Genomic DNA, 26,055 nt, shown 5'->3' with positions numbered 1-26,055 from the left:
CGCGGAAGCCCACCCCGCCCGCCCCGGACGCCGGCTTGAAGCACGCCTTGTGCCCGGCGGCCTCCAACTCCTCGACAGCCGCGACGAGTTCGTCGGCCGAGCGGACCCGCCACCACGGCGGCACCGGTACCCCGATGGCCTGGACCGCCTCGTAGGCGATCACCTTGTCCTGGAAGACGGCCACCGCCTCGGGCGGCGGCGCCAGCACCGCCGTACCGGCCGCCTCGAACTCGGCGCGGTGCGCCACGATCGCCGACTGGTGCAACCGGGGCACGAACACGTCGATCCCGCGCCGGGCGCACTGGTCCAGCGCGTACTCGACGTACCCGTTCGGGGACAGGCCCTCGGGTTCCAGCTCGGCGGTGTCGGCGGCGGCCAGCACGGGCGAGTCGGGGTCGCCGTGGGTGGCGTGGATCTCGACGGCCCGGTCGCTGGGATTTCTCCGCAGCTGATCCATGAAGAACACGTTCTCCGCGTACGTGCGGTTGAGCCAGACGCGTACGCGAGAGACCATGCAGGCCGCCTTCCACGGTCGCGGGCACGACGCAGCAGCCCGTGCCCGGGCAGGATGAATGGAGGGACACCAAACCGCCCCCGTGAGAGGGAAGTTTCGTAGCGGTGGTGTTGGGGCAGATCATACGGCTTCGGCGGGCCGTTCCGTGCAACGCGCGGGTTACGGATCGCGGGGCGTGGCTTTCGGGCCGGCCTTGTCCCCGGCGCGCGGATGTGATCTCGTGGGGACGGCGTGCGCGAAGCGCGGAGAGGGGCGAGAGGTGACGTCGACGGCCGGGGGAGCCGGACAGCTGCTGGCCATCAGCGATCTGCACATCGGCTACCCGGAGAACCGCTTGCTGGTCGAGGAGATGCGGCCCGGGACGGACGACGACTGGCTGCTCGTCGCCGGTGACGTCGCGGAGACCGTGGCCGACATCCGCTGGACCCTCAAGACGCTCGCGGCCCGCTTCCGCAAGGTCGTCTGGGTGCCCGGGAACCACGAGCTGTGGACCCATCCGAGCGACCCGGTCACCCTGCGCGGCGTGGCCCGGTACGAGTATCTGGTCGAGCTGTGCCGGGAACTCGGCGTGACCACACCCGAGGACCCCTACCCCGTGTGGCGTGGCCCCGGCGGCCCCGTGGCCGTCGCCCCGCTGTTCCTGCTGTACGACTACTCGTTCCTGCCGGCCGGGTGCGCCACCAAGGAGCAGGGCCTGGAGTACGCCCAGGGCACCGGGATCGTCTGCACCGACGAGTACCTGCTGCATCCCGATCCGTACCCCAGCCGGGAGGCCTGGTGCCGGGCCCGGGTCGCGCGCACCGCGCGCAGACTCGCCGAACTGCCCGCCGACCTGCCGGTGATCCCGGTCAACCACTATCCGCTGCACCGGCATCCGATGGACGTCCTGTGGCACCCCGAGTTCGCCATGTGGTGCGGGACGGCCCTGACCGCCGACTGGCACCGCAGGTTCCCGGTCCACACGATGGTCTACGGCCATCTGCACATCCCCCGGACCACGTTCCACGACGGAGTGCGCTTCGAGGAGGTCTCGGTGGGTTATCCCCGCGAGTGGCGCAAGCGGCCCGGGCCGCCGGGGCGGCTGCGGCGCATCCTGCCGAGGGAGGGCGACAAGCGGTGATCGAGGAACTGCTGCCGCAGACCGTGGTCACGGTCGAGGCGTACGGCCACGACGGCCCGGACACCCCGCTGTACCCCGAGGAGGCGGCCCTGGTGGCGCGGGCGGTCCCCAAGCGGCAGCGGGAGTTCGCCGTCGTCCGCTCCTGCGCCCGGCGCGCCATGGAGAAGCTCGGCGTGCCGCCGCAGCCGATCCTGCCCGGGGAACGCGGCGCCCCCGGCTGGCCGGACGGGCTGGCCGGCAGCATGACCCACTGCGACGGCTACTGCGCCGCCGCCCTGGTGCGCGCCGGTGACCTGGCCTCCGTCGGGATCGACGCGGAGACCGACGCGCCGCTGCCCGAGGGGGTCCTGGAGTCCGTGGCGCTGCCGGACGAGGCGGAGCGGCTGCGACGGCTCGCCGCGCGACGCCCCGGCGTCCACTGGGACCGGCTGCTGTTCAGCGCGAAGGAGTCCGTCTACAAGGCGTGGTTCCCTCTCACGGGGAAGTGGCTGGACTTCATGGAGGCCGACATCGAGATCGCCCCGGACGGCGACTTCACCGCCCGCCTCCTCGTCCCCGGACCACTGCTGGGCGGCCACCGCCTCGACCGCTTCGACGGCCGCTGGACCGCGGACCGAGGGCTGGTCGCGACGGCCATCAGCGTGCCGCATCCCTGAGGCGCGGGTCGGCAGCCGGACCGGGCTCCGGGGCCCCGCTCACCACCCTGGCCCCCCGTACGGTCCGGGGGCCGGGCCCCGCGTCCCGGGCCCGGCCCCTGCCCACCCCTCGGTCCCGGCCGTCACCTCAGGGCCCTGGCTCCGGGCACCAGCTCTCCAGCAGACGGAAGAAGGCCTCCTCGTTGCCCGTCAGGCCCGCGCGCTCCAGGGCCTGTTCCGCGTCGGCCAGCACGGCGGGCGGGACGACCGGGGGGCCCGTCTCCCGGTCGAAGGCGGCGCGGACGGTGTGCAGCAGCCGCAGATAGGCCTGGACGGCGGTGCGCTCGCGGTCGGTCAGTACGGCGGTGGGCATCGGTCGGCTCTCCCCGTGTCGGCGTCGTCGCTCCCCGCGCCTCGCGGCGCGCACGCCCCGCACAGCCGGGGCGCACCTCCAGCTTGCCGCCCACCACTGACAATCCGGCCCCGCCGCCCGCCGGTTCGCCCGCCCGGCGGAGAGCGGAACGCCCCTTCACCCTGGTGAAGGGGCAGGTCAGCTCTGCGGACCCCGGTAGCCCAGCGACGCCTCGATCCGCCCCGCCAGATGGTCCCGCTGCACCGGCCCCCGCGAGGCCGAACCCGACAGCCACGCCCGGCACTTGCTGGCGAGCAGCAGGCCGAAGCTCTCGGCCTCCTTCTCGTCGTCGAGATCGAAACGCGTACGGGCGGCCACCTTCAGCACGGTCGCCTCCAGATCGGCGCCCTCGTCGAGCAGCCGGGCCGCGACGGCCGCGCCCTCGACGTGGTGGGAGCAGTGCCCGGCCTTCATGTGCCACAGCTCGTGGCCCAGGATCACCAACTGGTGATCGGGAGCCGTGCGTTCCTCGATCACGACGAGGTCCTGCTCGGCCATGTCGAGCCAGAGCCCACTGGCGGTCCCGGGCGGGAAGGCGGCCGTACGGAAGTGGACGGGGCGGCCCCGGCGTCTGCTCATGGCGTCGCACAGCGCGGCGTACAGCTCGTCGGGCCGTGCCGGCGCGGGGAGGGTCAGCTCCGCGACCAGCTCGCCGCACAGGCGGCGCATTTCCTTACCGATGCCCACAGTTCTCCCCACGGTCACGACTCGGGCCGCTTGACGCTCTCCAGGAGCATGTCCAGCCACTCCGCGACCTTGTCGCGGTGCTGGTCGGTGGGCAGCTGCGCGGCCCGCCAGGCGATGCCGCGCACGCCGTGGTCCTGCAGCAGCCGCTCCAGTGGGTCGTCCGCCGCCGCTGCCGCCTCCCGCTCCCGGTCGGCGAGCTTCTGCAGCAGCTCCTGCTCGGTGTGCTGAAGGGCGCTGACCAGCGCCTCGGGATCCTCGGCGGTGAGGAAACCGGCGTGCACCCGGAAGAACCGCTGGAGGGCGTCGCAGTGCTCCATGGTCGGCCGGCGGTCGCCGTTGATGAGGGCGCCGGCCTGCTGCCGGGACATGCCCGCGCCGTCGGCGATCTCCTGCTGGGTGTACTTGCGGCCGTTGGGCTTCAGGCGGGTCCGCCGCAACAGGTCAAGCCGCTGCAGGAACCGGGCCTGCACATCGGGCTCGCCGGCGGGCCGGCCACTGAGCAGCGCCTTGACCACCGGCTCCGGCACCCCGGAGGCGACGGACAGCCGACCGGTGTCGAAGACCTCGCTGTGCGGCACGCCGAGCCGGTCGGCGAGCGCGGTGACCCGGGAGACGACGGCCGGTAGCACGGCCGTACGCGTGGCGCCCGGACCCTCGACGAAGCCACCCGTCACCGACGATTCTCCTACGTCTCTCACAGGCTTCTCACAAGCGGATGCCGTGACTTACCCGGCGTGAACTTCCCGGAGCGTAGCCGGTGCCTCGAACTCACATCCAGGTCTCGCCACAACTGTGGCCAATTTCAGCCGTCAACAGGCACGAAATGCCACGATAGTTGACACGCCTCAGCCCGGGGCACCAGGATCGGGGCGCCGCGTCAAGGCCGCACAGGCAAGAGGGGTGACCTCCCGATGGCATTTCAGGCAGGAGGGCAGCGGCCGGCACCGCGGCCCGTCCCCGAGAACCCAGAGGCCCAGGCCTACCTGGAAGACTGCGCCGGGCTTCTGGAAGCCGTCTCCTTCCCCTCGCTCGTCGTCGACCACTGCTGGGACGTCGTCCTCACCAACAGCGCCTTCCGGTCACTTTTCCGCGGGGTGGGCCCGCACCCCACGGCCATGCCGGACGGCAACTTCCTCCGGTTCGTGCTCTTCCACCCCGACGCGCCCACGGTGCTCGGCGAGCACGAGGCGAGCTGGTGCCTGCCGATGCTGGCGCACTTCGCGCGGGCGGTGGAGAGCCACGGCCCCGACCACGGCCTGCAGGCCATCCGCCGCGAGATCGCCCAGGACCCGATCATGGAGGCCGCCTACCGGCACGGCCTGCCGCACTGGATCCGCGCGGTGGGCGAGGAGGCCGCCGAACTCGACGGCGCCGTGCGGCCGCTGCTGCACCCGGACCCGCGCTGGGGCGCCACCGACTGCCGGGTCGTCGCCGAGACCTCCCGGACGCTGGAGGAACTGGGCTGCACCCGGCTCACGTTCGTCCTGCGCGAGGCCCGCCGCGCCCCGTCCCGGGAGCGCAGGACACGCCGCACCGCCTCCCACCTCAGGGTCGTCCCGGCGGCCGGCTGACCGCTCGGCCGCCCTCCCGGCGATCCTCGCCGCTCACTTCCTGGATTATGTGGTGTGTGACATAGTACTGATGTGAGCAAGCCGCTGACCTGCGATGTCGTGGTGATCGGCGCCGGAGTGGTCGGCGCCGCCTGCGCCCTGTACGCGGCCCGGGCGGGTAGGGACACCGTCGTGGTGGACCGGGGCCCGGTGGCCGGCGGGACGACCGGCGCGGGGGAGGGGAACCTCCTCGTCTCCGACAAGGAACCCGGTCCCGAGCTCGACCTCGCCCTGCTCTCCGCCCGTCTGTGGGCCGAACTGGCAGCGGACGGGCTGGGGGAGGCCGTCGAGTACGAGGCCAAGGGCGGACTCGTCGTCGCCGGCACGGACGCGGCCCGGGCCGGACTGGCGGAACTCGCCGCAGGACAGCGCGCGGCCGGGGTCGAGGCGGTGGCCGTGCCCGCCGACCGGCTCGCCGATCTGGAGCCGCAGCTGGCTCCCGGCCTCCTCGGCGGCGTGCACTACCCGCAGGACGCCCAGGTGATGCCCGCCCTCGCGGCGGCGCACCTGCTGCGCGCGTCGGGCGCCCGGCTGCGCACCGGCCGGGAGGTGACCGCGGTGCTGCGCGGCCGGGGCGGGGCGGTGCGCGGGGTGCGGACCGACCGGGGGGACCTGCACGCCCCCGCGGTGGTGAACGCGGCCGGCACCTGGGGCGGCGAAGTGGCCGCCCGGGCCGGTGTGTCGCTGCCGGTGCTGCCCCGGCGCGGCTTCGTCCTGGTCACCGAGCCGCTGCCGCCCAGGATCCGGCACAAGGTCTACGCCGCCGACTACGTGGCCGACGTGGCGAGCGACGCGGCGGAACTGCAGACCTCGCCGGTGGTGGAGGGAACGCCCGCCGGTCCGGTCCTCATCGGTGCCAGCCGCGAACGGGTCGGCTTCGACCGCTCGCTCTCGCTCCCGGCCCTGCGCGCGCTCGCGGCGGGCGCGACCCGGCTCTTCCCGTTCCTCGCCGGTGTGCGGGCCATGCGCGCGTACGCCGGTTTCCGGCCCTACCTGCCGGACCATCTGCCCGCGATCGGCGCCGACCCCCGGGCGCCCGGACTGTTCCACGCCTGCGGCCACGAGGGCGCGGGCATCGGGCTGGCCACCGGCACCGGACATCTCATCGCCGCACTGCTGACCGGGCGGGCGCCCGGCCTGGACCCCGCCCCGTTCCGGCCCGACCGCTTCGCCGAGGAGGCCGGGTGAATCCCCTGGAACGGGTGGGGGCGCGACCCGGGCCCGCCTTCACGGTCACCTTCGACGGGCGGCCGGTCGAGGCGCTGCCCGGGCAGACGGTCGCCGCCGTGCTGTGGGCGGCGGGCGTCACCTCCTGGCGGGCCACCCGCGGTGAGGGCCGGCCGCGCGGCGTGTTCTGCGGCATCGGCGTCTGCTTCGACTGCCTGGTGAGCGTCAACGGCCGTCCCAACCAGCGGGCCTGCCTGCTGCCGGTCCGGCCGGGGGACGCGATCGCCACACAGGACGGCACCGGGCACGAAGGAGCGGACCGTGCGCAATGACCCCGGCGTGAGCGAGAGGGCCCCCGGCCCCGGGGCGGCGGAGCTGCGCACCGACCTCGCCGTGATCGGTGCCGGACCCGCCGGGCTCGCCGCCGCGCTCGCGGCGTGCGCGCGGGGCGTGCGGGTCGCGCTCGTCGACGCCGCGCCCGAGCCCGGCGGCCAGTTCTACCGGCAGCCCGCCGCCGGGCTCGGGGCCCGGCGCCCCGAGGCGCTGCACCACGGATGGCGGACCTGGGAGCGGCTGCGTGACGGACTCGCCGCCGGCTCCGTGCGCACGCTGACCGGCCACCACGTGTGGTGCGTGGAGCGAACCCCGGACGGTTTCACCGTGCACGCGCTGCTCGGGCCCGAGCAGGAGGAGCCGGCCGAGGTGCACGCCCGGTCCGTTCTCCTGGCCACCGGCGGCTACGAGACGGTGCTGCCCTTCCCCGGCTGGACCCTCCCGGGCGTCGTCACCGCCGGGGGAGCCCAGGCCCTGCTCAAGGGCGGCCTCGTGGTGCCGGGGCGCCGGGCCGTCGTGGCCGGGACGGGGCCGCTGCTGCTGCCCGTGGCGACCGGCCTCGCGGCCGCCGGGGTCGAGGTCGCCGCCCTGGTGGAGTCCACCGGCCCGGGGCGCCTCGCCCGCCACGTTCGGGCGCTGGCCGACAAGCTCCCGGAGGGCGCCGGGTACGCCGCGCGGCTCCTGCGCCACCGCGTGCCGGTCCTGGCCCGGCACACCGTCGTCCGCGCCCACGGTGACGACCGGCTGACCGGGGTGACGGTCGCCGCCCTCGGCGCCGACGGCCGGGTCCGGCCCGGCACCGGGCGGCACCTCGCCTGCGACACCCTCGCCGTCGGCCACGGCATGCTGGCGCACACCGACCTCGCGCAGAGCCTGGGCTGCCGCCTCGACGGGCCGGCCGTGGCCGTCGACGACGAGCAGCGCACCGACGTGCCCGGCGTGTGGGCGGCCGGGGAGGCCACCGGCATCGGCGGCGCGGCCCTCGCGCTCGCCGAGGGACACATCGCCGGCTGTTCGGCCGCCGCGCGCCTGCGCGGCACCGCTCCGGACCCGGCCCCCGCCGCGCTGAAGGCCCGTGCGCGGCTCAGGAGGTCCGCGGCGGTCCTGGGCTCCGCCTGGGTGCCGCCCGCGTCCTGGGCCGAGCAGGTCACCGACGACACCGTCGTCTGCCGCTGCGAGGAGGTCACCGCCGGGGCCGTGCGCGACGCCCTGGACCTCGGGGCGGGCGACGAACGGACCGTGAAGCTGCTGACCCGGGCCGGGATGGGCTGGTGCCAGGGCCGGATGTGCTCCCCCGCGGTCGCCGGCCTCGCCGGCTGCGCGCCCACCCCGGCCCGGCGGCCCCTCGCCCGTCCCGTACCGCTCGGCGTCCTCGCCCGGCACCACCCCCAGGAGGGACCGTCATGACCGACCACCGCCCCTGGCGCGGCGTCCTCGTCGCCACCGCGCTCCCGCTGAACGACGACCTGTCCGTGGACCACGACCGGTACGCCGAGCACTGCGCCTGGCTGGTCGAGAGCGGCTGCGACGGCGTCGTGCCGAACGGCTCCCTCGGCGAGTACCAGGTGCTCACCCCCGAGGAGCGGAGCCGGGTCGTCGAGACGGCGGTCGCCGCGATCGGCGGGGAGCGCGTCATGCCCGGCGTCGCCGCCTACGGCTCCGCCGAGTCCCGGCGCTGGGCCGAGCAGGCCGCCGAGGCCGGCTGCCGGGCGGTGATGCTGCTGCCGCCCAACGCCTACCGCGCCGACGAGCGCGCCGTCCTCGCCCACTACGCCGAGGTGGCGAGGGCGGGCCTGCCGGTCGTCGCGTACAACAACCCGATCGACACCAAGGTCGACCTCGTGCCGGAACTGCTCGCCCGGCTGCACGGCGAGGGACACATCCAGGGGGTCAAGGAGTTCTCCGGTGACGTCCGCCGGGCCTACCGGATCGCCGAACTCGCCCCCGAACTGGACTTGTTGGCCGGCGCGGACGACGTCCTGCTGGAGCTGGCCGTCGCCGGCGCCAAGGGCTGGGTGGCGGGGTATCCGAACGCGCTGCCCCGGGCCTCGGTCGAGCTGTACCGCGCGGCCGTCGGCGGCGACCTCGCCACCGCACTGCCGCTGTACCGGCAGTTGCACCCGCTGCTGCGGTGGGACTCGCGGGTGGAGTTCGTCCAGGCCATCAAGCTGTCCATGGACCTCGTCGGCCGCCACGGCGGCCCCTGCCGCCCGCCCCGGATGCCGCTGCTGCCCGACCAGGAGGCCGCCGTCCGGGCCGCCACCGAGAAGGCCGTCGCCGCCGGACTCGCCTAGCAAAGGACCGATCATGCGCAGCGGACTCGTCCTGCACGCCGTCGACTCGCACACCGAGGGCATGCCGACCCGGGTGATCACCGGCGGCATCGGCACCATCCCCGGCGCCACCATGAACGAGCGGCGGCTGTGGTTCCGCGAACACCGCGACGACGTCAAGCAGTTGCTGATGAACGAACCGCGCGGCCACTCCGCCATGAGCGGCGCGATCCTCCAGCCGCCGACCCGGCCCGACTGCGACTGGGGCGTCGTCTACATCGAGGTCTCCGGCTACCTGCCGATGTGCGGGCACGGCACCATCGGCGTGGCGACCGTGCTCGTGGAGACCGGCATGGTCGAGGCCGTCGAGCCGGTCACCACCATCCGGCTCGACACCCCGGCGGGCCCGGTCGTCGCCGAGGTGGCCGTCGAGGACGGGGCCGCCAGACAGGTCACCCTGCGCAACGTCCCCTCCTTCGCCGTCGGCCTCGACCGTGAGGCCGTCCTGCCCGACGGCCGGACGGTGACCTACGACCTCGCCTTCGGCGGCAACTTCTACGCCATCCTGCCGCTGGAGCGGTTCGGCCTGCCCTTCGACCGGTCCCGCAAGGACGAGATCCTGGCCGCGGGCCTGTCCCTCATGGACGCCGTCAACGCCGAGGACCCCCCGGTCCACCCGGAGGACCCCTCCATCCACGGCCTCCACCACGTCTACCTGGCCGCCCCCGGATCCACCGCCCGGCACTCCCGGCACGCCATGGCCATCCACCCGGGCTGGTTCGACCGCTCGCCCTGCGGCACCGGCACCAGCGCCCGCATGGCCCAGCTCCACGCGCGCGGCGAACTGCCCCTGCGCACCGAGTTCGTGAACGAGTCCTTCATCGGCACCCGGTTCACCGGCAGACTGCTCGGCACCACCGAGGTCGCCGGACGCCCGGCCGTCGTGCCCAGCTTCACCGGACGCGCCTGGATCACGGGAACGGCCCAGTACCTGCTCGACCCCGACGACCCGTTCCCGGCCGGGTTCGTCCTGTAAGCCGTGCGTCCACCAGGAGAGGAGACCCCGACCGTCATGGCCCCGCAGCACACCCCCGCCCTGCCCGTGCTGGGCAGCAGGAAGCCCAGCCACCGGGAGCGGGTCGCGGACGCGCTGCGGGCCGCCCTGATCGCCGGCGAACTGCGCCCCGGCGAGGTCCACTCGGCGCCCGGCCTCGCCGCCCGCTTCGGTGTCTCCGCCACCCCCGTGCGCGAGGCCATGCTCGACCTCGCCAAGGAGGGCCTGGTCGACACCGTGCCCAACAAGGGTTTCCGGGTCACCGCCGTCTCCGAGAAGCAACTCGACGAGTACACCCACATCCGGGCGCTGATCGAGATCCCCACCACGGCCGGCCTGGCGGTCACGGCCGACCCGGTGGACCTGGAGGCGCTCCGGCCGGTCGCCCGGGAGATCGTCGCCTCGGCCGCGGCGGGCGACCTGATCGCCTACGTCGAGGCCGACCTGCGCTTCCACCTCGGCCTGCTGGCACTCGCCGGCAACGACCACCTCGTCGACGTCGTCCGCGACCTGAGGCGCCGCTCCCGGCTGTACGGGCTGACCGCGCTCGTCGAGCAGGGGCGGCTGGAGGCCTCCGCGGAGGAGCACCTGGAGATCCTGGACGCGCTGCTCGCCCGGGACGAGGAGGCCGTCCGAGCGGTGATGACCCGCCACCTGGGGCACGTCCGGGGCCTGTGGGCAGCTCCCTGACCCATCGCTTTGCGCGATTACGCAAGCTGCTTGCGTAAATTGCGCTACGCTTGCGGCCATGACGCGACGACTTGCCGAGGTGGCGAAGAAGGTCGGGGTCAGCGAGGCCACGGTCAGCCGGGTGCTCAACGGCAAGCCGGGAGTGTCCGAGCCGACCCGGCAGGCGGTGCTCTCCGCCCTGGACGTGCTCGGCTACGAGCGGCCCACGCAGCTGCGCGGCGAACGCGCCCGGCTGGTCGGCCTGGTCCTGCCCGAGCTGCAGAACCCCATCTTCCCCGCGTTCGCCGAGGTCATCGGCGGCGCTCTGGCCCAGCTCGGGCTGACCCCCGTGCTGTGCACCCAGACCCGGGGCGGTGTCTCCGAGGCGGACTACGTGACGCTGCTGCTCCAGCAGCAGGTCTCCGGCGTCGTCTTCGCCGGCGGGCTCTACGCCCAGGCCGACGCGCCGCACGACCACTACCGGCAGCTCGCCGAGCGCAACATCCCGGTCGTGCTGGTCAACGCGGCCATCGAGGACCTGGGCTTCCCGCAGGTGTCCTGCGACGACGCGGTGGCCGTCGAGCAGTCCTGGCGGCACCTGGCCTCGCTCGGGCACGAGCGGATCGGGCTGGTGCTCGGTCCCGGTGACCACCTCCCCTCGGCGCGCAAGCTGGCCGCCGCGCGGGCGATCGGGCACGTCCCCGACGAGTTCGTCGCCCGCGCCATGTTCTCGATCGAGGGCGGCCATGCGGCGGCGGCCCGGCTCATCGACCGGGGCGTCACGGGCTTCATCTGCGCCAGCGACCCGCTCGCCCTCGGCGTCGTACGGGCCGCCCGCCGCAAGGGGCTCGACGTGCCGTCCCGCATCTCGGTCGTGGGATACGACGACTCCGCGTTGATGAACTGCACCGAACCGCCACTGACCACGGTCCGCCAGCCCATCGAAGCCATGGGCAAAGCCGTCGTGGAACTGCTGAACGCGCAGATCAGCGGGGGCTCCGTGGCGGCGGAGGAGCTTTTGTTCGAGCCGGAGCTGGTGGTGCGGGGGTCGACCGCGCAGGCACCGCGCATCTGAGATCCGCCCTGCTGTCGAATAATTACATATTCTGCGCGACATCTTGCGGTCGGTTGTCACCGGTGCTTGAGTGTGCGGCGCCCCTCGCTCCTGTCCTGAGGCGTCCACTCGCTCCTGCCCTAAGGGGTCCACCGATGAGAAGCACCGGGATCCGCCGTACCCTCGCCCTGCTCGGCGTCAGCGCCCTCGCGCTCACCGCCTGCGGCGGGAACGCCGACGAGTCCGCCGGCGGCAAGACCCGCATCACGGTCAACTGCATGCCGCCCAAGAGCGCCAAGACCGACCGCGCCTTCTTCGAGGAGGACATCGCCGCCTTCGAGAAGCAGCACCCGGACATCGACGTCGTCCCGCACGACGCCTTCCCCTGCCAGGACCCGAAGACGTTCGACGCCAAACTCGCCGGCGGGCAGATGGAGGACGTCTTCTACACGTACTTCACCGACGCCCGCCACGTCGTCGACATCAACCAGGCCGCCGACCTCACCCCCTACGTCAAGGACCTGAAGAGCTACGGCACCCTGCAGAAGCAGCTGCGCGACATCTACACCGTCGACGGCAAGGTCTACGGCATCCCGCGCACCGGCTACTCGATGGGCCTGATCTACAACAAGGCACTCTTCGAGAAGGCCGGCCTCGACCCGGACCGGCCGCCCACGACCTGGGCCGAGGTCCGCACCGCCGCGAAGAAGATCGCCGGACTGGGCGGCGGCACCGTCGGCTACGCCGACTACAGCGCCCAGAACCAGGGCGGCTGGCACTTCACCGCCGAGCTGTACTCCCAGGGCGGCGACGTCGTCAGCGCCGACGGCAAGCAGGCCACCGTCGACACCCCCGAGGGCCGGGCCGTGCTGCAGACCCTGCACGACATGCGCTGGACGGACGACTCCATGGGCAGCAGGCAGCTGCTCGTCATCAACGACGCCCAGCAGATGATGGGTTCGGGCAAGCTCGGCATGTACCTCGCCGCCCCCGACAACATCCCCATCCTCGTCAAGGAGAAGGGCGCCAGCTACGAGGACATCGCCATCGCCCCGATGCCCGGCGGCAAGGCCACCCTGGTCGGCGGCGACGGCTACATGGTCAGCAAGAAGGCGAGCCCCGCGCAGATCCGCGCCGCGCTGAAGTGGCTCGACCACATGTTCCTCACCCCCGGCGACGGCTTCCTCGGCGACTACGCCCGCGCCAAGAAGCACGACGCCCCGGTGGGCCTGCCCGAGCCGCGTCTGTTCACCGGCGCGGCCGACGCGGAGGACCAGCGGGTCAAGCAGGCCAACGCCAACGTCCCGGTGGAGAACTACCAGTCCTTCCTCGACGGCAACCAGCGCCTTGACATGAAGATCGAGCCGCCGCACGCCCAGCAGATCTACTCCGTCCTCGACGGGGTCGTCTCCGCCGTCCTCACCAAGCAGGACGCGGACATCGACCGGCTGCTGAAGGACGCGTCCGGCAAGATCGACGGCATCCTGGCGCGAGGCTGAGCCCGATGAAGAACACGGGTCCGATCCCCCTGGAGACCTCCGAGCGCCGGGCCCGCCCGGCGATCGAGGTCCGCCCGGTGCAGGCGCCGCCCCCGGCAGGGGACTTCAGGCGGCGCCACCTCGCCGACCAGGGCCGCGCCTACGCCTTCCTGCTCGGCGGGCTCGTCTGCTTCGCCCTGTTCTCCTGGTACCCGGCGATCCGCGCGGTCGTCATCGCCTTCCAGAAGTACACGCCGGGCGCGGAACCCGAGTGGGTCGGCACCGCCAACTTCACCCGCGTCGTGCAGGACCCCGAGTTCGGCGCCGCCTGGCGCAACACCCTCACCTTCACGCTGCTCGCCCTGGTCATCGGCTTCGCGATCCCGTTCGTCCTGGCCCTCGTCCTGAACGAACTGCGGCACGCCCGGGCCTTCTTCCGGGTCGTGGTCTACCTGCCGGTGATGATCCCGCCGGTGGTCAGCGCCCTGCTGTGGAAGTGGTTCTACGACCCCGGCGCCGGCCTGGCCAACGAGGCGCTGCGCCTTGTGCACCTGCCGACCTCGAACTGGTCCAACGGCGCCGACACCGCCCTGGTCTCCCTCGTCATCGTGGCCACCTGGGCCAACATGGGCGGCACCGTCCTGATCTACCTGGCCGCCCTGCAGTCCATCCCGGGCGAGCTGTACGAGGCGGCCGAACTGGACGGGGCGAGCCTGCTGCAACGCGTCCGGCACGTCACGATCCCGCAGACCAGGTTCGTCATCCTGATGCTGATGCTCCTGCAGATCATCGCCACCATGCAGGTGTTCACCGAACCGTTCGTCATCACCGGCGGCGGCCCGGAGAACGCCACGGTCACCGTCCTGTACCTGATCTACAAGTACGCGTTCCTCTACAACGACTTCGGCGGCGCCTGCGCGCTGAGCGTGATGCTCCTGCTGCTGCTCGGCCTGTTCTCCGCCGCCTATCTCCGACTCACCCGGACCGACGGGGAGACCGCATGAGCAGCACCCGCACCCTCGTCTCCCCGGCCGTCCTGGCCCGTCCGCGCGGCCGGGCCGTCTACTGGGGCGTCTTCACCGGCGTCGTCCTGCTCTTCGCGCTCGCCTTCCTCTTCCCGGTCTACTGGATGGCCACCGGCGCGCTGAAGTCCCCCGACGAGGTGGCCCGGACACCGCCGACCCTGGTCCCCGAGGACTGGCGGTTCAGCGGCTACACCGACGCCTGGGAGCTCATGGAGCTGCCGGTCCACCTGTGGAACACGGTCGTCCAGGCGGCCGGCGCCTGGCTGTGCCAGCTGGTGTTCTGCACGGCCGCCGCCTACGCCCTGTCCAAACTGAGGCCCGTGTTCGGCAAGGTGATCCTGGGCGGCATCCTCGCCACCCTGATGGTCCCGGCGCAGGCCCTCGTCGTCCCGAAGTACCTGACCGTCGCCGACCTCGGCCTGCTCAACGACCCGCTCGCCATCTGGCTCCCGGCCGTCGCCAACGCCTTCAACCTCTACCTGCTCAAGCGGTTCTTCGACCAGATCCCGCGCGATGTGCTGGAGGCCGCCGAGATGGACGGGGCCGGGCGGCTGCGCGTGCTGTGGTCGATCGTGCTGCCGATGTCCCGGCCCGTCCTGGGCGTCGTCTCGATCTTCGCGCTGGTCGCCGTCTGGCAGGACTTCCTGTGGCCGCTGATGGTCTTCTCCGACACCGGCAAGCAGCCCATCAGCGTCGCCCTCGTGCAGCTGTCGCAGAACATCCAGCTGACCGTGCTCATCGCCGCCATGGTGATCGCCAGCATCCCCATGGTCGCCCTGTTCCTCGTCTTCCAGCGGCACATCATCGCCGGGATCAGCGCGGGCAGCACGAAGGGCTGACGCCGCCGACCCCCTCCGACGAAAGGCACCGACCGTGGGACAGCCCACCCCTGCCTCCCCGCTCTCCTCGCCTTCCGCGCCTTCCGCGCACGGCGACTGGTGGCGCGACGCCGTCATCTACCAGGTGTACGTCCGCAGTTTCGCCGACGGCGACGGCGACGGCACCGGCGACCTCGCGGGCGTCCGCGCCCGCCTGCCCTACCTCGCCGACCTCGGCGTGGACGCCCTGTGGTTCACACCCTGGTACCTGTCCCCGATGAAGGACGGCGGCTACGACGTCGCCGACTACCGGGTGATCGACCCGGCGTTCGGCACCCTCGCCGAGGCCGAGAAACTCATCGCCGAGGCACTCCAGCTGGGCATCCGCACCATCGTCGACATCGTGCCGAACCACGTCTCCGACCGGCACGCGTGGTTCCGGGCGGCGCTGCGCGGAGGCCCCGAGCGGGAGCTGTTCCACTTCCGCCCGGGCCGCGGCGCCGACGGCGAACTCCCGCCGAACAACTGGCGTTCCGAGTTCGGCGGACCCGCCTGGACCAGGGTCGCGGACGGCTCCTGGTACCTCCACCTGTTCGCCCCCGAGCAGCCCGACCTCGACTGGTCCCACCCGGCGGTCCGTCAGGAGCACGAGGACGTCCTGCGGTTCTGGCTCGAGCGGGGCGTCGCCGGCGTCCGCATCGACTCGGCCGCCCTGCTGGTGAAGGACCCGGACCTGCCCGATCTCACCGAGGGCCGCGACCCCCACCCGTACGTCGACCGCGACGAACTCCACGACATCTACCGGGCCTGGCGGGCGATCGCCGACGAGTACGGCGGCGTCTTCGTCGGTGAGGTCTGGCTGCCGGACACCGAGCGCTTCGCGCGCTACCTGCGCCCCGACGAGCTGCACACCGCCTTCAACTTCTCCTTCATGACCTGCCCCTGGGACGCGCGGCGGCTGCGCAGCTCCATCGACGAGACACTCGCCGAACACGCCCCCGTGGGCGCCCCCGCGACCTGGGTGCTGTGCAACCACGACGTGACCCGCACGGTCACCCGCTACGGCCGCGAGGACACCGGCTTCGACTTCGCGACCAAGGCGTTCGGCACCCCCACGGACCTGGCCCTCGGCACCCGCCGGGCCCGCGCCGCCGCCCTGCTGTCACTGGCCCTGCCCGGCGCGGTCTACGTCTACCAGGGGGAGGAACTGGGCCTGCCCGAGGCCGGCATCCCCCTGGACCGGATCCAGGACCCGATGCACTTCCGCTCCGGCGGCAGCGATCCCGGCCGGGACGGCTGCCGGGTCCCGCTGCCGTGGACGGCGGGGGCACCGCACGCGGGTTTCGGCGGGGAGCCCTGGCTGCCCCAGCCGGAGGGATGGGCGGAGTACGCCGCCGACCGGCAGGCCCGGGACCCCGCGTCGATGCTGAGCCTCTACCGCGAGGCCATCCGGCTGCGCCCGGCCCTCGGCACCGGGCCGCTCACCTGGCTGCCCGCCCCGGACGGCGTCCTCGCGTTCCGCCGGACCACGGGGATCTGCCTGGTGAACCTGGCCGACGCCCCGGCCGTCCTGCCCGCCCACTGCGGACTCCTCCTCGCCAGCGGCCCGTTGGACGCCGACGGGCGGCTGCCGAAGGACACGGCGGTCTGGCTGCGCGCCTGAGACCGCGACCGCACCGCGCTGTCCCCGTACCCCCACCACGAAGGGATGAGCCCATGCACGCCCGTAGATCTGTCAGGAGCATGCCCGTGCTGGCCGCGGCCGTGGCGATGGCCGCCGGCACGCTGGTCGCCCTGGCCCCCGCCCCCGCCCACGCCGCCGCGGGTGCCACCGTCCCCTTCACCTCGGTCGAGGCCGAGTCGGCGAACGGCACCGGCACGCGGATCGGCCCCGACCACACCCAGGGCACCCTCGCCTCCGAGGCCTCCGGACGCCAGGCCGTGCGGCTCTCGTCCGGGCAGCGCGTGGAGTTCACCGTGCCGCGCGCGGCCAACGCGGTGAACGTCGCCTACAGCGTCCCGGACGGCCAGTCCGGCTCGCTCGACGTCTACGTCAACGGCCGCAGGCTCGCGAAGACGATCCCGGTCACGTCGAAGTACTCCTACGTCGACACGCCCTGGATCCCCGGTGCGAAGACCCACCACTTCTACGACAACGCCCGCCTGCTGCTCGGGGAGGACGTCCAGGCGGGCGACAAGGTCGCCCTCCAGGCCACGAACGTCCAGGTCACCGTCGACGTCGCCGACTTCGAGCAGGCGTCCCCTCCCGCCTCCCAGCCCGCCGGATCCGTCTCCGTCACCTCCAGGGGCGCCGACCCCAGCGGCCGGGGCGACTCCACCCAGGCCTTCCGCGACGCCATCGCCGCCGCGCGGGGCGGGGTGGTGTGGATCCCGCCGGGCGAGTACCGGCTCACCTCGTCGCTCAACGGCGTGCAGGACGTCACCCTCCGGGGCGCGGGTCACTGGCACTCCGTCGTGCGCACCTCCCGCTTCGTCGACCAGTCCAGCTCCACGGGGAACGTCCACATCCGGGACTTCGCGGTGATCGGAGAGGTCACCGAGCGGGTCGACTCCAGCCCGGACAACTTCGTCAACGGCTCGCTCGGACCGAACAGTTCCGTCTCCGGCATGTGGCTCCAGCACCTCAAGGTCGGCCTGTGGCTGACGGGCAACAACGACAACCTGGTCGTCGAGAACAACCGCTTCCTCGACATGACCGCCGACGGCCTCAACCTCAACGGCCACGCCCGCGGTGTCCGCGTCCGCCACAACTTCCTGCGCAACCAGGGCGACGACGCCCTCGCCATGTGGTCGCTGAACGCGCCCGACGTCGACAGCAGCTTCGAGAACAACACCGTCACCCAGCCGAACCTCGCCAACGGCATCGCGATCTACGGCGGCACGGACATCACCGTGCGGAACAACCTGATCTCCGACACCAACGCCCTCGGCAGCGGCATCGCCATCTCCAACCAGAAGTTCCTCGACCCCTTCCACCCGCTCGCCGGCACCATCACCGTCGCCGGCAACACCCTCGTGCGCACCGGCGCGATGAACCCCAACTGGAATCACCCCATGGGCGCGCTGCGGGTCGACTCCTACGACAGTGCCATCGAGGCCCAGGTGCGGATAACCGACACGACGATCACGGACAGCCCCTACAGCGCCTTCGAGTTCGTCTCCGGCAGCGGGCGCGGCCACGCGGCGAAGAACATCACCGTCGACGGCGCGACCGTGCGCGACACCGGCACGGTCGTCGTCCAGGCCGAGACGCCGGGCGCCGCCACCTTCCGCAACGTCACCGCGACCGGCGTCGGCGCCGCGGGTGTCTACAACTGCCCCTACCCGACCGGCTCCGGCACCTTCACGCTGACCGACGGCGGCGGCAACTCCGGCTGGAGCAGCACCTGGTCCGACTGCTCCACCTGGCCGCAGCCCGGCCAGGGCAACCCCGACCCGGACCCGGGCCGCAACCTCGCCAGGAGCCGCCCGGCCACGGCCACCGGCTCCCAGGACGTCCACACACCCGGCAGGGCGGTCGACGGCGACGCGAACACCTACTGGGAGTCCGCCAACCACGCCTTCCCGCAGGCGCTGACCGTCGACCTCGGCTCCCGGGAGGCGGTGCGCCGGCTGGTGCTGAAGCTGCCGCCGCAGACCGCCTGGCAGGCCCGGACCCAGACGCTGGCCGTGCTGGGCAGCGCGGACGGCTCGGCCTGGTCGACGGTGGTCGCCGCGAAGGACTACCGCTTCGACCCGGCCACCGGCAACACGGTCACCGTGTCCCTGCCCGACGGGACCAGCCTGCGTCACCTGAGGCTGCAGGTGACGGCCAACACCGGCTGGCCGGCCGCCCAGTTCAGTGAAGTGGAGGCCTATCTGTCCTGACCGCCCCGGGCGCCTCGCGCTTCGCCGCCCGGATCTGCTCGTACACGCGGGTCCGCAGCCCGGCGAAGCGCGGGGCGACGCGCGTGCGCACCCGGTGCCAGGGTCAATGCCTGAACGGCACCTTCGAATCAGGAGGCCGGTCAGAGGGCCCGTACCAGGCGCCCGCCGCGGCAGCGGGAGACACAGATGAGCATGGTCTCGGCCGCCGCGCGTTCCTCCTCGGTCAGCACCGGGTCGCGGTGGTCCGGCTCGCCCTCCAGGACGTCGGTCTCGCGCGTGCCGCAGGTGCCCTCGGCGCAGGAGTGCAGCACCTCGACCCCGGCCGCGCGCACGGTGTCGAGGAACGGTCGCTCCGCTCCGGGGAAGCCCGCCACCGGCGGGTCGCCCGCTCAACGGCGCAGCGGCGCGTGAGCCGTCTCCGGCAGCCGCAGGTACACCACCGACGACACGAGGCAGACCACCGCCACGTACCAGGGGAACAGCCCCGAGTGCCCCAGCTCCTTGAACTGCGTGCCGACGTACGGGGCGGTCCCGCCGAAGAGCGCGACGGTCAGCGAGTAGGGGAAACCGATGCCGGCCGCGCGGACCCGGGGCGGGAAGATCTCCGCGTTCACGGCCGCACTGATCGAGGTGAAGCCGGTCAGCAGCACCATGCCCGCGCAACTCACCAGGAGCAGCACGGCGAACGAGTCGCGCAGGGTGTGCAGCAGCGGCACCGCGAGCAGGGCGAAGCCCAGGCCGAAGAAGAGCAGCAGGGGACGGCGGCCGAAGCGGTCCGACAGCAGGCCGCCGAGGGGTTGCAGCAGCGCGAAGAAGGCCAGTGAGACGGTGCCCGCGAGCAGCGCGTCCGACTTCTCCATCCCCGCGTCGAGTTCGGCGTACGTCGGCAGGTACGACGTCCACGTGTAGTAGGCGAGGGTGCCGCCCGCCGTGATGCCGCCGATCAGCAGCGACTCGCGCGGATGCCGGCGCAGCGCCTCGAACAGGCCCGGGCGCGGCTCCCGTTGCTGCTCGGCGCTGCGGGTCTCCTGCGCCCCCTGCCGGATCCAGAAGCCGACCAGGCTGAGCACGGCCCCGAGCACGAACGGCACGCGCCAGCCCCAGCCGTTCATCCGCTCGTCGCCCAGCGTGTTCACGAGCAGCGTGGCGACGCCGGAGGCGACGAGCTGGCCCACGGTGGTCGACACGTACTGGAAGCTGGAGAACAGCCCGCGCCGGCCGGGTCCCGCCGACTCGACCAGGAAGGTCGTCGAGGCCGCGAACTCGCCGCCCACGGACAGGCCTTGCAGCAGCCGCGCGAGGACGAGGAGCACCGGGGCCAGCACGCCCGCCGCCGCGTACGTCGGGGTCAGCCCCACCAGCAGGCTGCTGCCGCCCATCAGCAGGATGGTGAACGTCAGCGCCGTCCGCCGCCCGTGCCGGTCCGCGACCGCGCCCATCAGCAGCCCGCCGACCGGCCGCATGAAGAACCCGACCGCGAAGACCGCGAACGTGGACAGCAGCGGCACCAGCGAGTTCTCCGCGCTCTTGGGGAAGACCTGGGCGGCGATGTAGGTGGCCAGAAACGTGTAGGCGTACCAGTCGTACCACTCCACCGCGTTTCCCACGGAGGCGGCGAGGAGCTGGCGAACGGGCCGTTTCGTCGGCGGGGAAGCCGTCTGCGTCTTCGTCACGTCCCTGTCCCTCCCCGGGAGGCGCACCGGCACACCTCACGTACCGGCGACTTTCACACCCCGGTCACGCGCCCCTTCCTTGGCGTTTGGTGTCCCTGAAACACTCCTTCCGCGCAGATTCCGTCACGTTCCGGCCATCCCGTACCTCAGCATGAGAGGTCTGTCCCCCATGTCCGAAGTCAACCGGCGCCGCTTTCTCCAGCTCGCGGGTGCCACCACGGCCTTCAGCGCCCTGTCCGCCAGCATCCAGCGCGCCGCCGCCCTGCCGGCGAACCACCGCACCGGGTCGATCGAGGACGTCGAGCACATCGTCGTCCTCATGCAGGAGAACCGCTCCTTCGACCACTACTTCGGCACCCTGAGAGGCGTCCGCGGCTTCGGCGACCCCCGCCCGGTCACCCTCGGCAACGGCAAACCGGTCTGGCACCAGGAGAAGGACGGCAAGGAACTCCTGCCGTTCCACCCGGACGCCGACGACCTCGGCATGCAGTTCCTGGAGGGCCTGCCGCACTCCTGGCCCGACGGCCAGCAGGCCTACAACGGCGGCAAGTACGACCGGTGGGTGCCCGCCAAGGGCACCACGACCATGGCCTACCTGACCCGCGAGGACATCCCCTTCCACTACGCCCTCGCCGACGCCTTCACCGTCTGCGACGCCTACCACTGCTCGTTCATCGGCTCCACCGACCCCAACCGCTACTACATGTGGTCCGGGTACACGGGCAACGACGGCACCGGCGGCGGCCCGGTCCTGGACAACGCCGAACTGGGCTACGGCTGGACGACCTACCCCGAGCGACTGGAGCAGGCCGGCATCTCCTGGAAGATCTACCAGGACATCGGCGACGGCCTGGACGCGGCCGGCTCCTGGGGCTGGATCCAGGACGCCTACCGCGGCAACTACGGCGACAACTCCCTGCTGTACTTCGACAAGTACCGCGACGCACAGCCCGGCGACCCCTGGTACGACAAGGCCCGCACCGGCACCGACGTCAAGAACGGCGACGGCTACTTCGACCTGCTGAAGGCCGACGTCAAGGCCGGCAAGCTGCCCCAGATCTCCTGGATCGCCGCCCCCGAGGCCTTCTCCGAGCACTCCAACTGGCCCTCGAACTACGGCGCCTGGTACATCGCCCAGGTCCTGGACGCCCTCACCTCCAACCCCGAGGTCTGGTCGAAGACGGCCCTGTTCATCACCTACGACGAGAACGACGGCTTCTTCGACCACGTGGTCCCGCCGCTGCCGCCGAAGGACGCCTCCCGGGGCCTGTCCACCGCCGACGTCTCCCTCGACCTCTTCCCGGGCGACAGCCGCAGGACGGCCGGCCCCTACGGCCTGGGCCCGCGGGTGCCGATGCTGGTCGTCTCACCCTGGAGCAAGGGCGGTTACGTCTGCTCCGAGACCCTCGACCACACCTCGATCCTGCGGTTCATGGAGCGTCGCTTCGGCGTGCGCGAGCCGAACATCTCGCCGTGGCGCCGGGCGGTCTGCGGTGACCTCACGGCCGCCTTCGACTTCTCCCGCAAGGACGCGCGCCCGGCCCCGCTGCCCGGCACCGCCGCGTACGAGCCGCAGGACCGCGAACGCCACCCCGACTACAGGCCGACCCCGCCCGCCGACCCGCGCATGCCCCGCCAGGAGCGCGGACTGCGCCGCTCCCGGCCGCTGAAGTACGCCCCGCACGTCGACGCCTCGGTCGACGCGGCGGCCGGGAAACTCACCCTCACCTTCGCCTCCGGACCCAAGGCGGGCGGCGCCTTCCACGTCACCTCCGGCAACCGCGCCGACGGCCCCTGGACGTACACCACCGAGGCCGGCAAGACACTCAGGGACACCTGGAACTCCGCCTACTCCGCGGGCTCCTACGACCTGACGGTGCACGGCCCGAACGGCTTCGTGCGGGTCTTCAAGGGCTCGAACAAGGCGGCCGGCTGCGAGGTCACCGCCCGCCACAAGGGCGACGACATCGAGCTGACCTTCACCAACAAGGGCTCCGGCACGGCCCGGCTGCGGATCGCCGACGGCTACGGCGGCAGGCCCTCGGCCGTCACCGTCCGCCCGGGCGCGACCGTGCGGCGCACCGTCGACCTCACCAGGGGCCGCCGCTGGTACGACCTGACCGTCACCGCCGAGGGCGACACTGCCTTCCTGCGGCGGTTCGCGGGGCACGTCGAGAACGGGCAGCCGGGTGTGAGCGACCCCGCGATCATCACCGCGTAGCCGTGGTGAGGTGCCCCGGATCGTGCGGCCGGGGCACCCACGCCGGTTCGGCCGTGGCCGAGTCCGGCCCCAGCGCCAGGACGGCGGCCACCGGATGGTCGTCGTCCGCCGGTTCCTGCCGGGGCGCCTGTCTGCTGAGCAGGATCACACCCCAGCAGGCCAGGCCGGCCCCGGCGAGCGCCAGCAGCACGCCCGCCGGGCCGCCCTGGAGGCGCTCGCCCAGCAGCGACAGGCCGATCACCGCGGCGGCCAGCGGATTGGCCAGGGTCACCATGGCCAGCGGGCCGCCCAGGCCGCCCCGGTACGCCGTCTGCGACAGCAGCAGCCCGCCGGCCGCGAACGCCGCCACGAGCAGCGCCACCCCGACGACCTGGAGGCTCAGCAGCGGTCCGGTCCGGTCCGTCGCGGCCACCGTCACGGTCTGCGTGAGAGCGGAGGCGACCCCGGAGGCGACTCCCGACGCGGTGGCGTGCCGCAGGCCGGGCCGGGCGCCCGGCCGGGACAGCACCCCGATGAGGGCGGCCGTGGCTCCCGCCACCGCCAGCGCCTCGGGCACGCTCAGCACGTCGTCGGGCGCCGGTCCGGACGCCGTGACCAGGAGGGCGCCCAGGCCCAGCAGGGTCAGCGCCGTGCCCTTCCACTCGGCCGCGGCCACCCGCCGCCCCGCCATCCGCGCGCCCAGGGGCACCGCCGCGACCAGGGTGAGCGCGCCGAGCGGCTGCACCACCGTCAGCGGGCCGTACCGCAGCGCCACCACGTGCAGCAGCGCGGCCGACGCGTTCAGCCCGACCGACCACCACCAGGCGCCGCTGCCGAGCAGCCGCAGGGCGCCCGAGGCGGGGGAGCCGGCGGCGAGCCGCTCCTGGGCGACGGCGGCGGCCGCGTAGGCGACGGCCGAGACGAGGGACAGGGCGACGGCGATCAGCACGGCGTTCACCGGCCCGCCCCGACCAGCGACGGCTCGTCCCGCTGCGCCGGGACGAGACCGTCCCGCGCGCGGCCGGCCGTGGTCGCCGTGCGGTGCGGCAGCGGGACGGTCGCGAGCGCCAGGCCCAGCAGGGCCGCCGCGACGATCGCGTCGAGCCAGTAGTGGTTCGCGGTGCCCACGATCACCAGCAGCGTCAGCGTGGGGTGCAGCAGCCACAGCCACCGCAGGCGCGAACGGGTCGCGACGATCAGCCCGATCGCCGCCATCAGCGCCCAGCCGAAGTGCAGCGAGGGCATCGCCGCGAACTGGTTCGACAGGGAGTCGGTCGCCGGATCGCCGTACACCGACGGCCCGTACACCCGCGCGGTGTCCACGAGACCGGTCGCGGCCAGCATGCGCGGCGGGGCGAGCGGGAAGAGCAGGTGCAGCACCAGCGCGGCGGCGGTCAGCGCGGCCAGGATCCGACGGGCCCACACGTAGTGGGACGGGCGGCGCAGGTAGAGCCAGACCAGGAAGGCGGCGGTGGCCGGGAAGTGGACCGTCGCGTAGTACGTGTTCGCGACGTGCGCCAGGCCGTCGCCGTGCAGCAGCAGGGACTGCACCGCCCCCTCGCCCGGCAGGCGGACCGCTCGCTCGAAGTCCCACACGCGGTGTGCGTGGTGGAAGGCCTCGCCGGTGTGGCCCGTGGCCAGCTGCCGGCCGAACTTGTAGACGAGGAAGAGCCCTGCGACGAGCAGGAGCTCCCGGACGAGCGGCGGTCGCGCTATCGCGTCGGACCCCGCCGGCGCAGGCTCGGTGCGGGCATTCATCCCCCGGCCCCTTCGATGACGGTGGTGCTGTTATCGGTACGAGTGCGTACCGATACGCCAGTGTACCGATACGGCCGCGTACCGGTACACTGGCGTATCGATAGACGAGGAACACAGCACCGGCCGGGAATACTCCGGCCGCCGACGAGAGCCGGGAGCACACGCCATGACGTCGCAGGCAGCGGACCGACCCGAGCGGGTCGGTTCCTCGCGCCGCTCCAAGATCACGCCGGAGCGTGAGCAGGAGTTCTTCGACGCCGTGCTGGACCAGCTGCGCGAGTGCGGCTACGACGCCGTCACCATGGAGGGGATCGCCGCCAGCACCCGCTGCAGCAAGTCCACGCTGTACCGCCAGTGGAAGACCAAGCCGCAGTTCGTCGCGGCGGCACTGCGGTCCCGCCGGCGCACGCGCTGCGTCGACACCGGCTCGCTCGCCGAGGACCTGCGGGAGGCCGCCCGGGTGATCGGCGACCTGTCCGGCCGCGACACCAAGCTCCTGCACGCGCTCGCCCACGCCGCCGGGCAGGACCCGGAGCTGCAGTGCGCGCTGCGCGAGGCGGTGGTGGAGCCGGAGATCGCCGCGCTGAAGGAGATCGTCCGCCGCGGGGTCGAGCGCGGGGAGGTGCCGGCCGGCCACCCGGCGCTGCCGTACATCCCGGCGCAGATGCTGGGCGTGCTGCGGCTGCGGCCCGTCCTGGAGGGCAGGCCCGCCGACCCGGACTACCTCGTGCGTTTCGTGGAGGCCGCGGTGCTGCCGGCCCTGGGCCTGACCTGAGACCCGGGCCGCCGTCCACGGATGACCGGACGGCGACCCGACCGCGCCGACCCGTGGGGACGGGGGCGGCGCGCACCCCCCGGCCGGGTGGGGTGCCCCTGTGAGCGGCGGGGGCGCCCCACTCGGCCGACCGGTGTCCGGCGGTGGAGCGCCGGATCAGACGTCCTGGCCGTTGCCCCGGCCCGTCGACACCGTGATGCCGCGGGTGATCTCGTCCAGGACGGACTCCCGCTGGCCGGCGTCGACGCCGAACCGCACGACGACCATCAGCTTCGCGTTCGCGGGGGAGGGGAACGCGAGCGACTCCACGATGCCGTCGGCGCCCTTGCTCGTGACGGCCTTCCAGCGGACCAGGTAGCCCTTCTGGCCGGCCACCGTCACGGCCTTGGAGGCCAGCACGTCGTGGGAGGTGATCCCGCCGTAGGACTTGCCGCCGTAGGACTCCTCGGCGTTGGCCGCGATGTCCGCCTTGGCGATCTCCTCGGGGGTGTCGCCCTTGGTGCCGAGGGCCAGGGCGGGGGCGGAGTAGGCGCCGCCCTTGGTGCAGGTGGAGGCGGTGTCGCCGGGGCACTTGTAGGAGTCGTCGGACGTCACCTGCGCACCGGCCTGGCCCTGCTGGCCGTACCACCCCTTCGGGATGGGCAGGCTGATCCCGCTGACCGGGTCGGTCACCGAGCCGCTCCTGAGCTTCGGGGGCTCGGACCGGTCGGGCTGCGGACTCTGCCCGCCGGAGCCGCCAGAGCCGCCGGAACCTCCTGATCCGCCGTCGCCCCCGGAGCCTCCGGACCCGCTGTCTCCGCCGGACCCACCGGAGCCGCCCGGCCCTCCCGTGCCGCCCGGAGCCTGCGACGTGGCGGAACCACCACCGCCGCCGTTGTCGGTCAGGGCGTAGACGCCGACGCCGATGCCGGC

At 73.0% G+C, this 26,055-nt stretch carries 24 protein-coding genes and 3 pseudogenes; 17 read left to right on the top strand and 10 right to left on the bottom strand.

The window, feature by feature from the left end; all coding sequences use genetic code 11:
• A pseudogene (locus RIN80_RS07920) lies at window positions 1-514 on the bottom strand (ATP-grasp domain protein); the annotation flags it as partial.
• A gap of 259 nt (window positions 515-773) precedes the next feature.
• On the opposite strand from RIN80_RS07920, the gene RIN80_RS07915 reads away from it, so the two are divergent.
• Window positions 774-1,634, top strand: coding sequence for a metallophosphoesterase (locus tag RIN80_RS07915; RefSeq protein WP_309094791.1), 861 nt, complete (start codon window positions 774-776; stop codon window positions 1,632-1,634).
• Window positions 1,631-2,290 carry a 4'-phosphopantetheinyl transferase superfamily protein gene (locus RIN80_RS07910; protein WP_309094790.1) on the top strand — a complete coding sequence of 220 codons (660 nt, stop codon included), beginning with the start codon at window positions 1,631-1,633 and terminating at the stop codon, window positions 2,288-2,290. Before RIN80_RS07915 ends, RIN80_RS07910 begins: the two co-directional genes overlap by 4 nt.
• 127 nt (window positions 2,291-2,417) lie before the next feature.
• Here RIN80_RS07910 and RIN80_RS07905 read toward each other — a convergent pair whose 3' ends face one another.
• The 3 genes from RIN80_RS07905 to RIN80_RS07895 form a co-directional block, all read right to left on the bottom strand.
• A complete protein-coding gene (locus tag RIN80_RS07905) occupies window positions 2,418-2,642 on the bottom strand; it encodes a hypothetical protein (RefSeq protein WP_309094789.1) in 225 nt (74 codons plus the stop codon).
• 177 nt (window positions 2,643-2,819) lie between these two features.
• Window positions 2,820-3,350 (bottom strand): toxin-antitoxin system, toxin component, encoded by a 531-nt coding sequence (locus RIN80_RS07900; RefSeq protein ID WP_309094794.1) that lies wholly within the window; start codon window positions 3,348-3,350, stop codon window positions 2,820-2,822.
• A 32-nt stretch (window positions 3,351-3,382) separates the two neighbouring features.
• Window positions 3,383-4,042: a helix-turn-helix transcriptional regulator gene (locus RIN80_RS07895; RefSeq protein WP_309094788.1), complete on the bottom strand. Its 660-nt coding sequence runs from the start codon at window positions 4,040-4,042 to the stop codon at window positions 3,383-3,385.
• A gap of 237 nt (window positions 4,043-4,279) precedes the next feature.
• On the opposite strand from RIN80_RS07895, the gene RIN80_RS07890 reads away from it, so the two are divergent.
• From RIN80_RS07890 to RIN80_RS07830, 13 genes are all read left to right on the top strand, one after another.
• Complete coding sequence (locus RIN80_RS07890) at window positions 4,280-4,939, top strand: hypothetical protein (RefSeq protein WP_309094787.1); 660 nt, start codon at window positions 4,280-4,282, stop codon at window positions 4,937-4,939.
• A gap of 72 nt (window positions 4,940-5,011) precedes the next feature.
• Entirely contained in the window at window positions 5,012-6,166 is a 1,155-nt protein-coding gene (locus RIN80_RS07885) for an FAD-dependent oxidoreductase (protein WP_309094786.1), read from the top strand.
• Window positions 6,163-6,477, top strand: a complete 315-nt coding sequence (locus tag RIN80_RS07880) for a (2Fe-2S)-binding protein (protein WP_309094785.1) — start codon at window positions 6,163-6,165, stop codon at window positions 6,475-6,477. Before RIN80_RS07885 ends, RIN80_RS07880 begins: the two co-directional genes overlap by 4 nt.
• A gap of 43 nt (window positions 6,478-6,520) precedes the next feature.
• Entirely contained in the window at window positions 6,521-7,885 is a 1,365-nt protein-coding gene (locus RIN80_RS07875; RefSeq protein ID WP_309094793.1) for an NAD(P)/FAD-dependent oxidoreductase, read from the top strand.
• A complete protein-coding gene (locus tag RIN80_RS07870; RefSeq protein ID WP_309094784.1) occupies window positions 7,882-8,772 on the top strand; it encodes a dihydrodipicolinate synthase family protein in 891 nt (296 codons plus the stop codon). Before RIN80_RS07875 ends, RIN80_RS07870 begins: the two co-directional genes overlap by 4 nt.
• Window positions 8,773-8,785: 13 nt before the next feature.
• Window positions 8,786-9,787: a proline racemase family protein gene (locus RIN80_RS07865; RefSeq protein WP_309094783.1), complete on the top strand. Its 1,002-nt coding sequence runs from the start codon at window positions 8,786-8,788 to the stop codon at window positions 9,785-9,787.
• A gap of 36 nt (window positions 9,788-9,823) precedes the next feature.
• The gene (locus RIN80_RS07860; RefSeq protein ID WP_309094782.1) at window positions 9,824-10,495 is read left to right on the top strand and encodes a GntR family transcriptional regulator; all 672 of its coding nucleotides are present in this window, start codon (window positions 9,824-9,826) and stop codon (window positions 10,493-10,495) included.
• A 58-nt stretch (window positions 10,496-10,553) separates the two neighbouring features.
• The gene (locus RIN80_RS07855; RefSeq protein ID WP_309094781.1) at window positions 10,554-11,549 is read left to right on the top strand and encodes a LacI family DNA-binding transcriptional regulator; all 996 of its coding nucleotides are present in this window, start codon (window positions 10,554-10,556) and stop codon (window positions 11,547-11,549) included.
• 134 nt (window positions 11,550-11,683) lie between these two features.
• Window positions 11,684-13,027, top strand: coding sequence for an extracellular solute-binding protein (locus tag RIN80_RS07850; protein ID WP_309094780.1), 1,344 nt, complete (start codon window positions 11,684-11,686; stop codon window positions 13,025-13,027).
• A gap of 5 nt (window positions 13,028-13,032) precedes the next feature.
• Window positions 13,033-14,010 (top strand): sugar ABC transporter permease, encoded by a 978-nt coding sequence (locus tag RIN80_RS07845; RefSeq protein ID WP_309094779.1) that lies wholly within the window; start codon window positions 13,033-13,035, stop codon window positions 14,008-14,010.
• Window positions 14,007-14,870, top strand: coding sequence for a carbohydrate ABC transporter permease (locus RIN80_RS07840; protein WP_309094778.1), 864 nt, complete (start codon window positions 14,007-14,009; stop codon window positions 14,868-14,870). The genes RIN80_RS07845 and RIN80_RS07840 overlap by 4 nt, the downstream gene beginning before the upstream one ends.
• Before the next feature lie 34 nt (window positions 14,871-14,904).
• Complete coding sequence (locus RIN80_RS07835) at window positions 14,905-16,512, top strand: alpha-amylase family glycosyl hydrolase (protein ID WP_309094777.1); 1,608 nt, start codon at window positions 14,905-14,907, stop codon at window positions 16,510-16,512.
• Between the two features lie 80 nt (window positions 16,513-16,592).
• The gene (locus tag RIN80_RS07830) at window positions 16,593-18,737 is read left to right on the top strand and encodes a discoidin domain-containing protein (protein WP_375141644.1); all 2,145 of its coding nucleotides are present in this window, start codon (window positions 16,593-16,595) and stop codon (window positions 18,735-18,737) included.
• On the opposite strand, the pseudogene RIN80_RS07825 reads toward RIN80_RS07830, so the two are convergent.
• From RIN80_RS07825 to RIN80_RS07815, 3 genes and pseudogenes are all read right to left on the bottom strand, one after another.
• Window positions 18,709-18,831: pseudogene (locus tag RIN80_RS07825) on the bottom strand (ABC transporter ATP-binding protein); the annotation flags it as partial. The gene RIN80_RS07830 and the pseudogene RIN80_RS07825 sit on opposite strands and share 29 nt — an antisense overlap.
• A gap of 46 nt (window positions 18,832-18,877) precedes the next feature.
• Window positions 18,878-19,078 (bottom strand): annotated as a pseudogene (locus tag RIN80_RS07820) (2Fe-2S iron-sulfur cluster-binding protein); the annotation flags it as partial.
• Window positions 19,079-19,126: 48 nt separating this feature from the next.
• On the bottom strand, window positions 19,127-20,410 hold the full coding sequence (locus RIN80_RS07815; RefSeq protein ID WP_309094775.1) for an MFS transporter: 1,284 nt from the start codon (window positions 20,408-20,410) through the stop codon (window positions 19,127-19,129).
• Between the two features lie 169 nt (window positions 20,411-20,579).
• Here RIN80_RS07815 and RIN80_RS07810 point away from each other — a divergent pair, with 169 nt between their 5' ends.
• The gene (locus RIN80_RS07810; RefSeq protein WP_309094774.1) at window positions 20,580-22,631 is read left to right on the top strand and encodes a phosphocholine-specific phospholipase C; all 2,052 of its coding nucleotides are present in this window, start codon (window positions 20,580-20,582) and stop codon (window positions 22,629-22,631) included.
• On the opposite strand, the gene RIN80_RS07805 is transcribed toward RIN80_RS07810, so the two are convergent.
• Both RIN80_RS07805 and RIN80_RS07800 read right to left on the bottom strand, forming a co-directional pair.
• On the bottom strand, window positions 22,621-23,568 hold the full coding sequence (locus RIN80_RS07805; protein WP_309094773.1) for a hypothetical protein: 948 nt from the start codon (window positions 23,566-23,568) through the stop codon (window positions 22,621-22,623). The two genes, RIN80_RS07810 and RIN80_RS07805, sit on opposite strands and share 11 nt — an antisense overlap.
• Window positions 23,565-24,368 (bottom strand): phosphatase PAP2 family protein, encoded by an 804-nt coding sequence (locus tag RIN80_RS07800; RefSeq protein WP_309094772.1) that lies wholly within the window; start codon window positions 24,366-24,368, stop codon window positions 23,565-23,567. The genes RIN80_RS07805 and RIN80_RS07800 overlap by 4 nt, the downstream gene beginning before the upstream one ends.
• Before the next feature lie 166 nt (window positions 24,369-24,534).
• Here RIN80_RS07800 and RIN80_RS07795 point away from each other — a divergent pair, with 166 nt between their 5' ends.
• A complete protein-coding gene (locus tag RIN80_RS07795; protein WP_309094771.1) occupies window positions 24,535-25,143 on the top strand; it encodes a TetR/AcrR family transcriptional regulator in 609 nt (202 codons plus the stop codon).
• Window positions 25,144-25,299: 156 nt separating this feature from the next.
• Here the strand turns inward: RIN80_RS07795 and RIN80_RS07790 are convergent.
• On the bottom strand, window positions 25,300-26,055 hold a 756-nt coding region (locus RIN80_RS07790; protein ID WP_309094770.1), incomplete at its 5' end, for a hypothetical protein.

This window comes from Streptomyces sp., from assembly GCF_031181705.1.
Classification (GTDB): Bacteria; Actinomycetota; Actinomycetes; order Streptomycetales; family Streptomycetaceae; genus Streptomyces.
The sequence above is the reverse complement of the archived record's forward strand: the minus strand, read 5'-3'. Positions and strand labels throughout refer to the sequence as shown.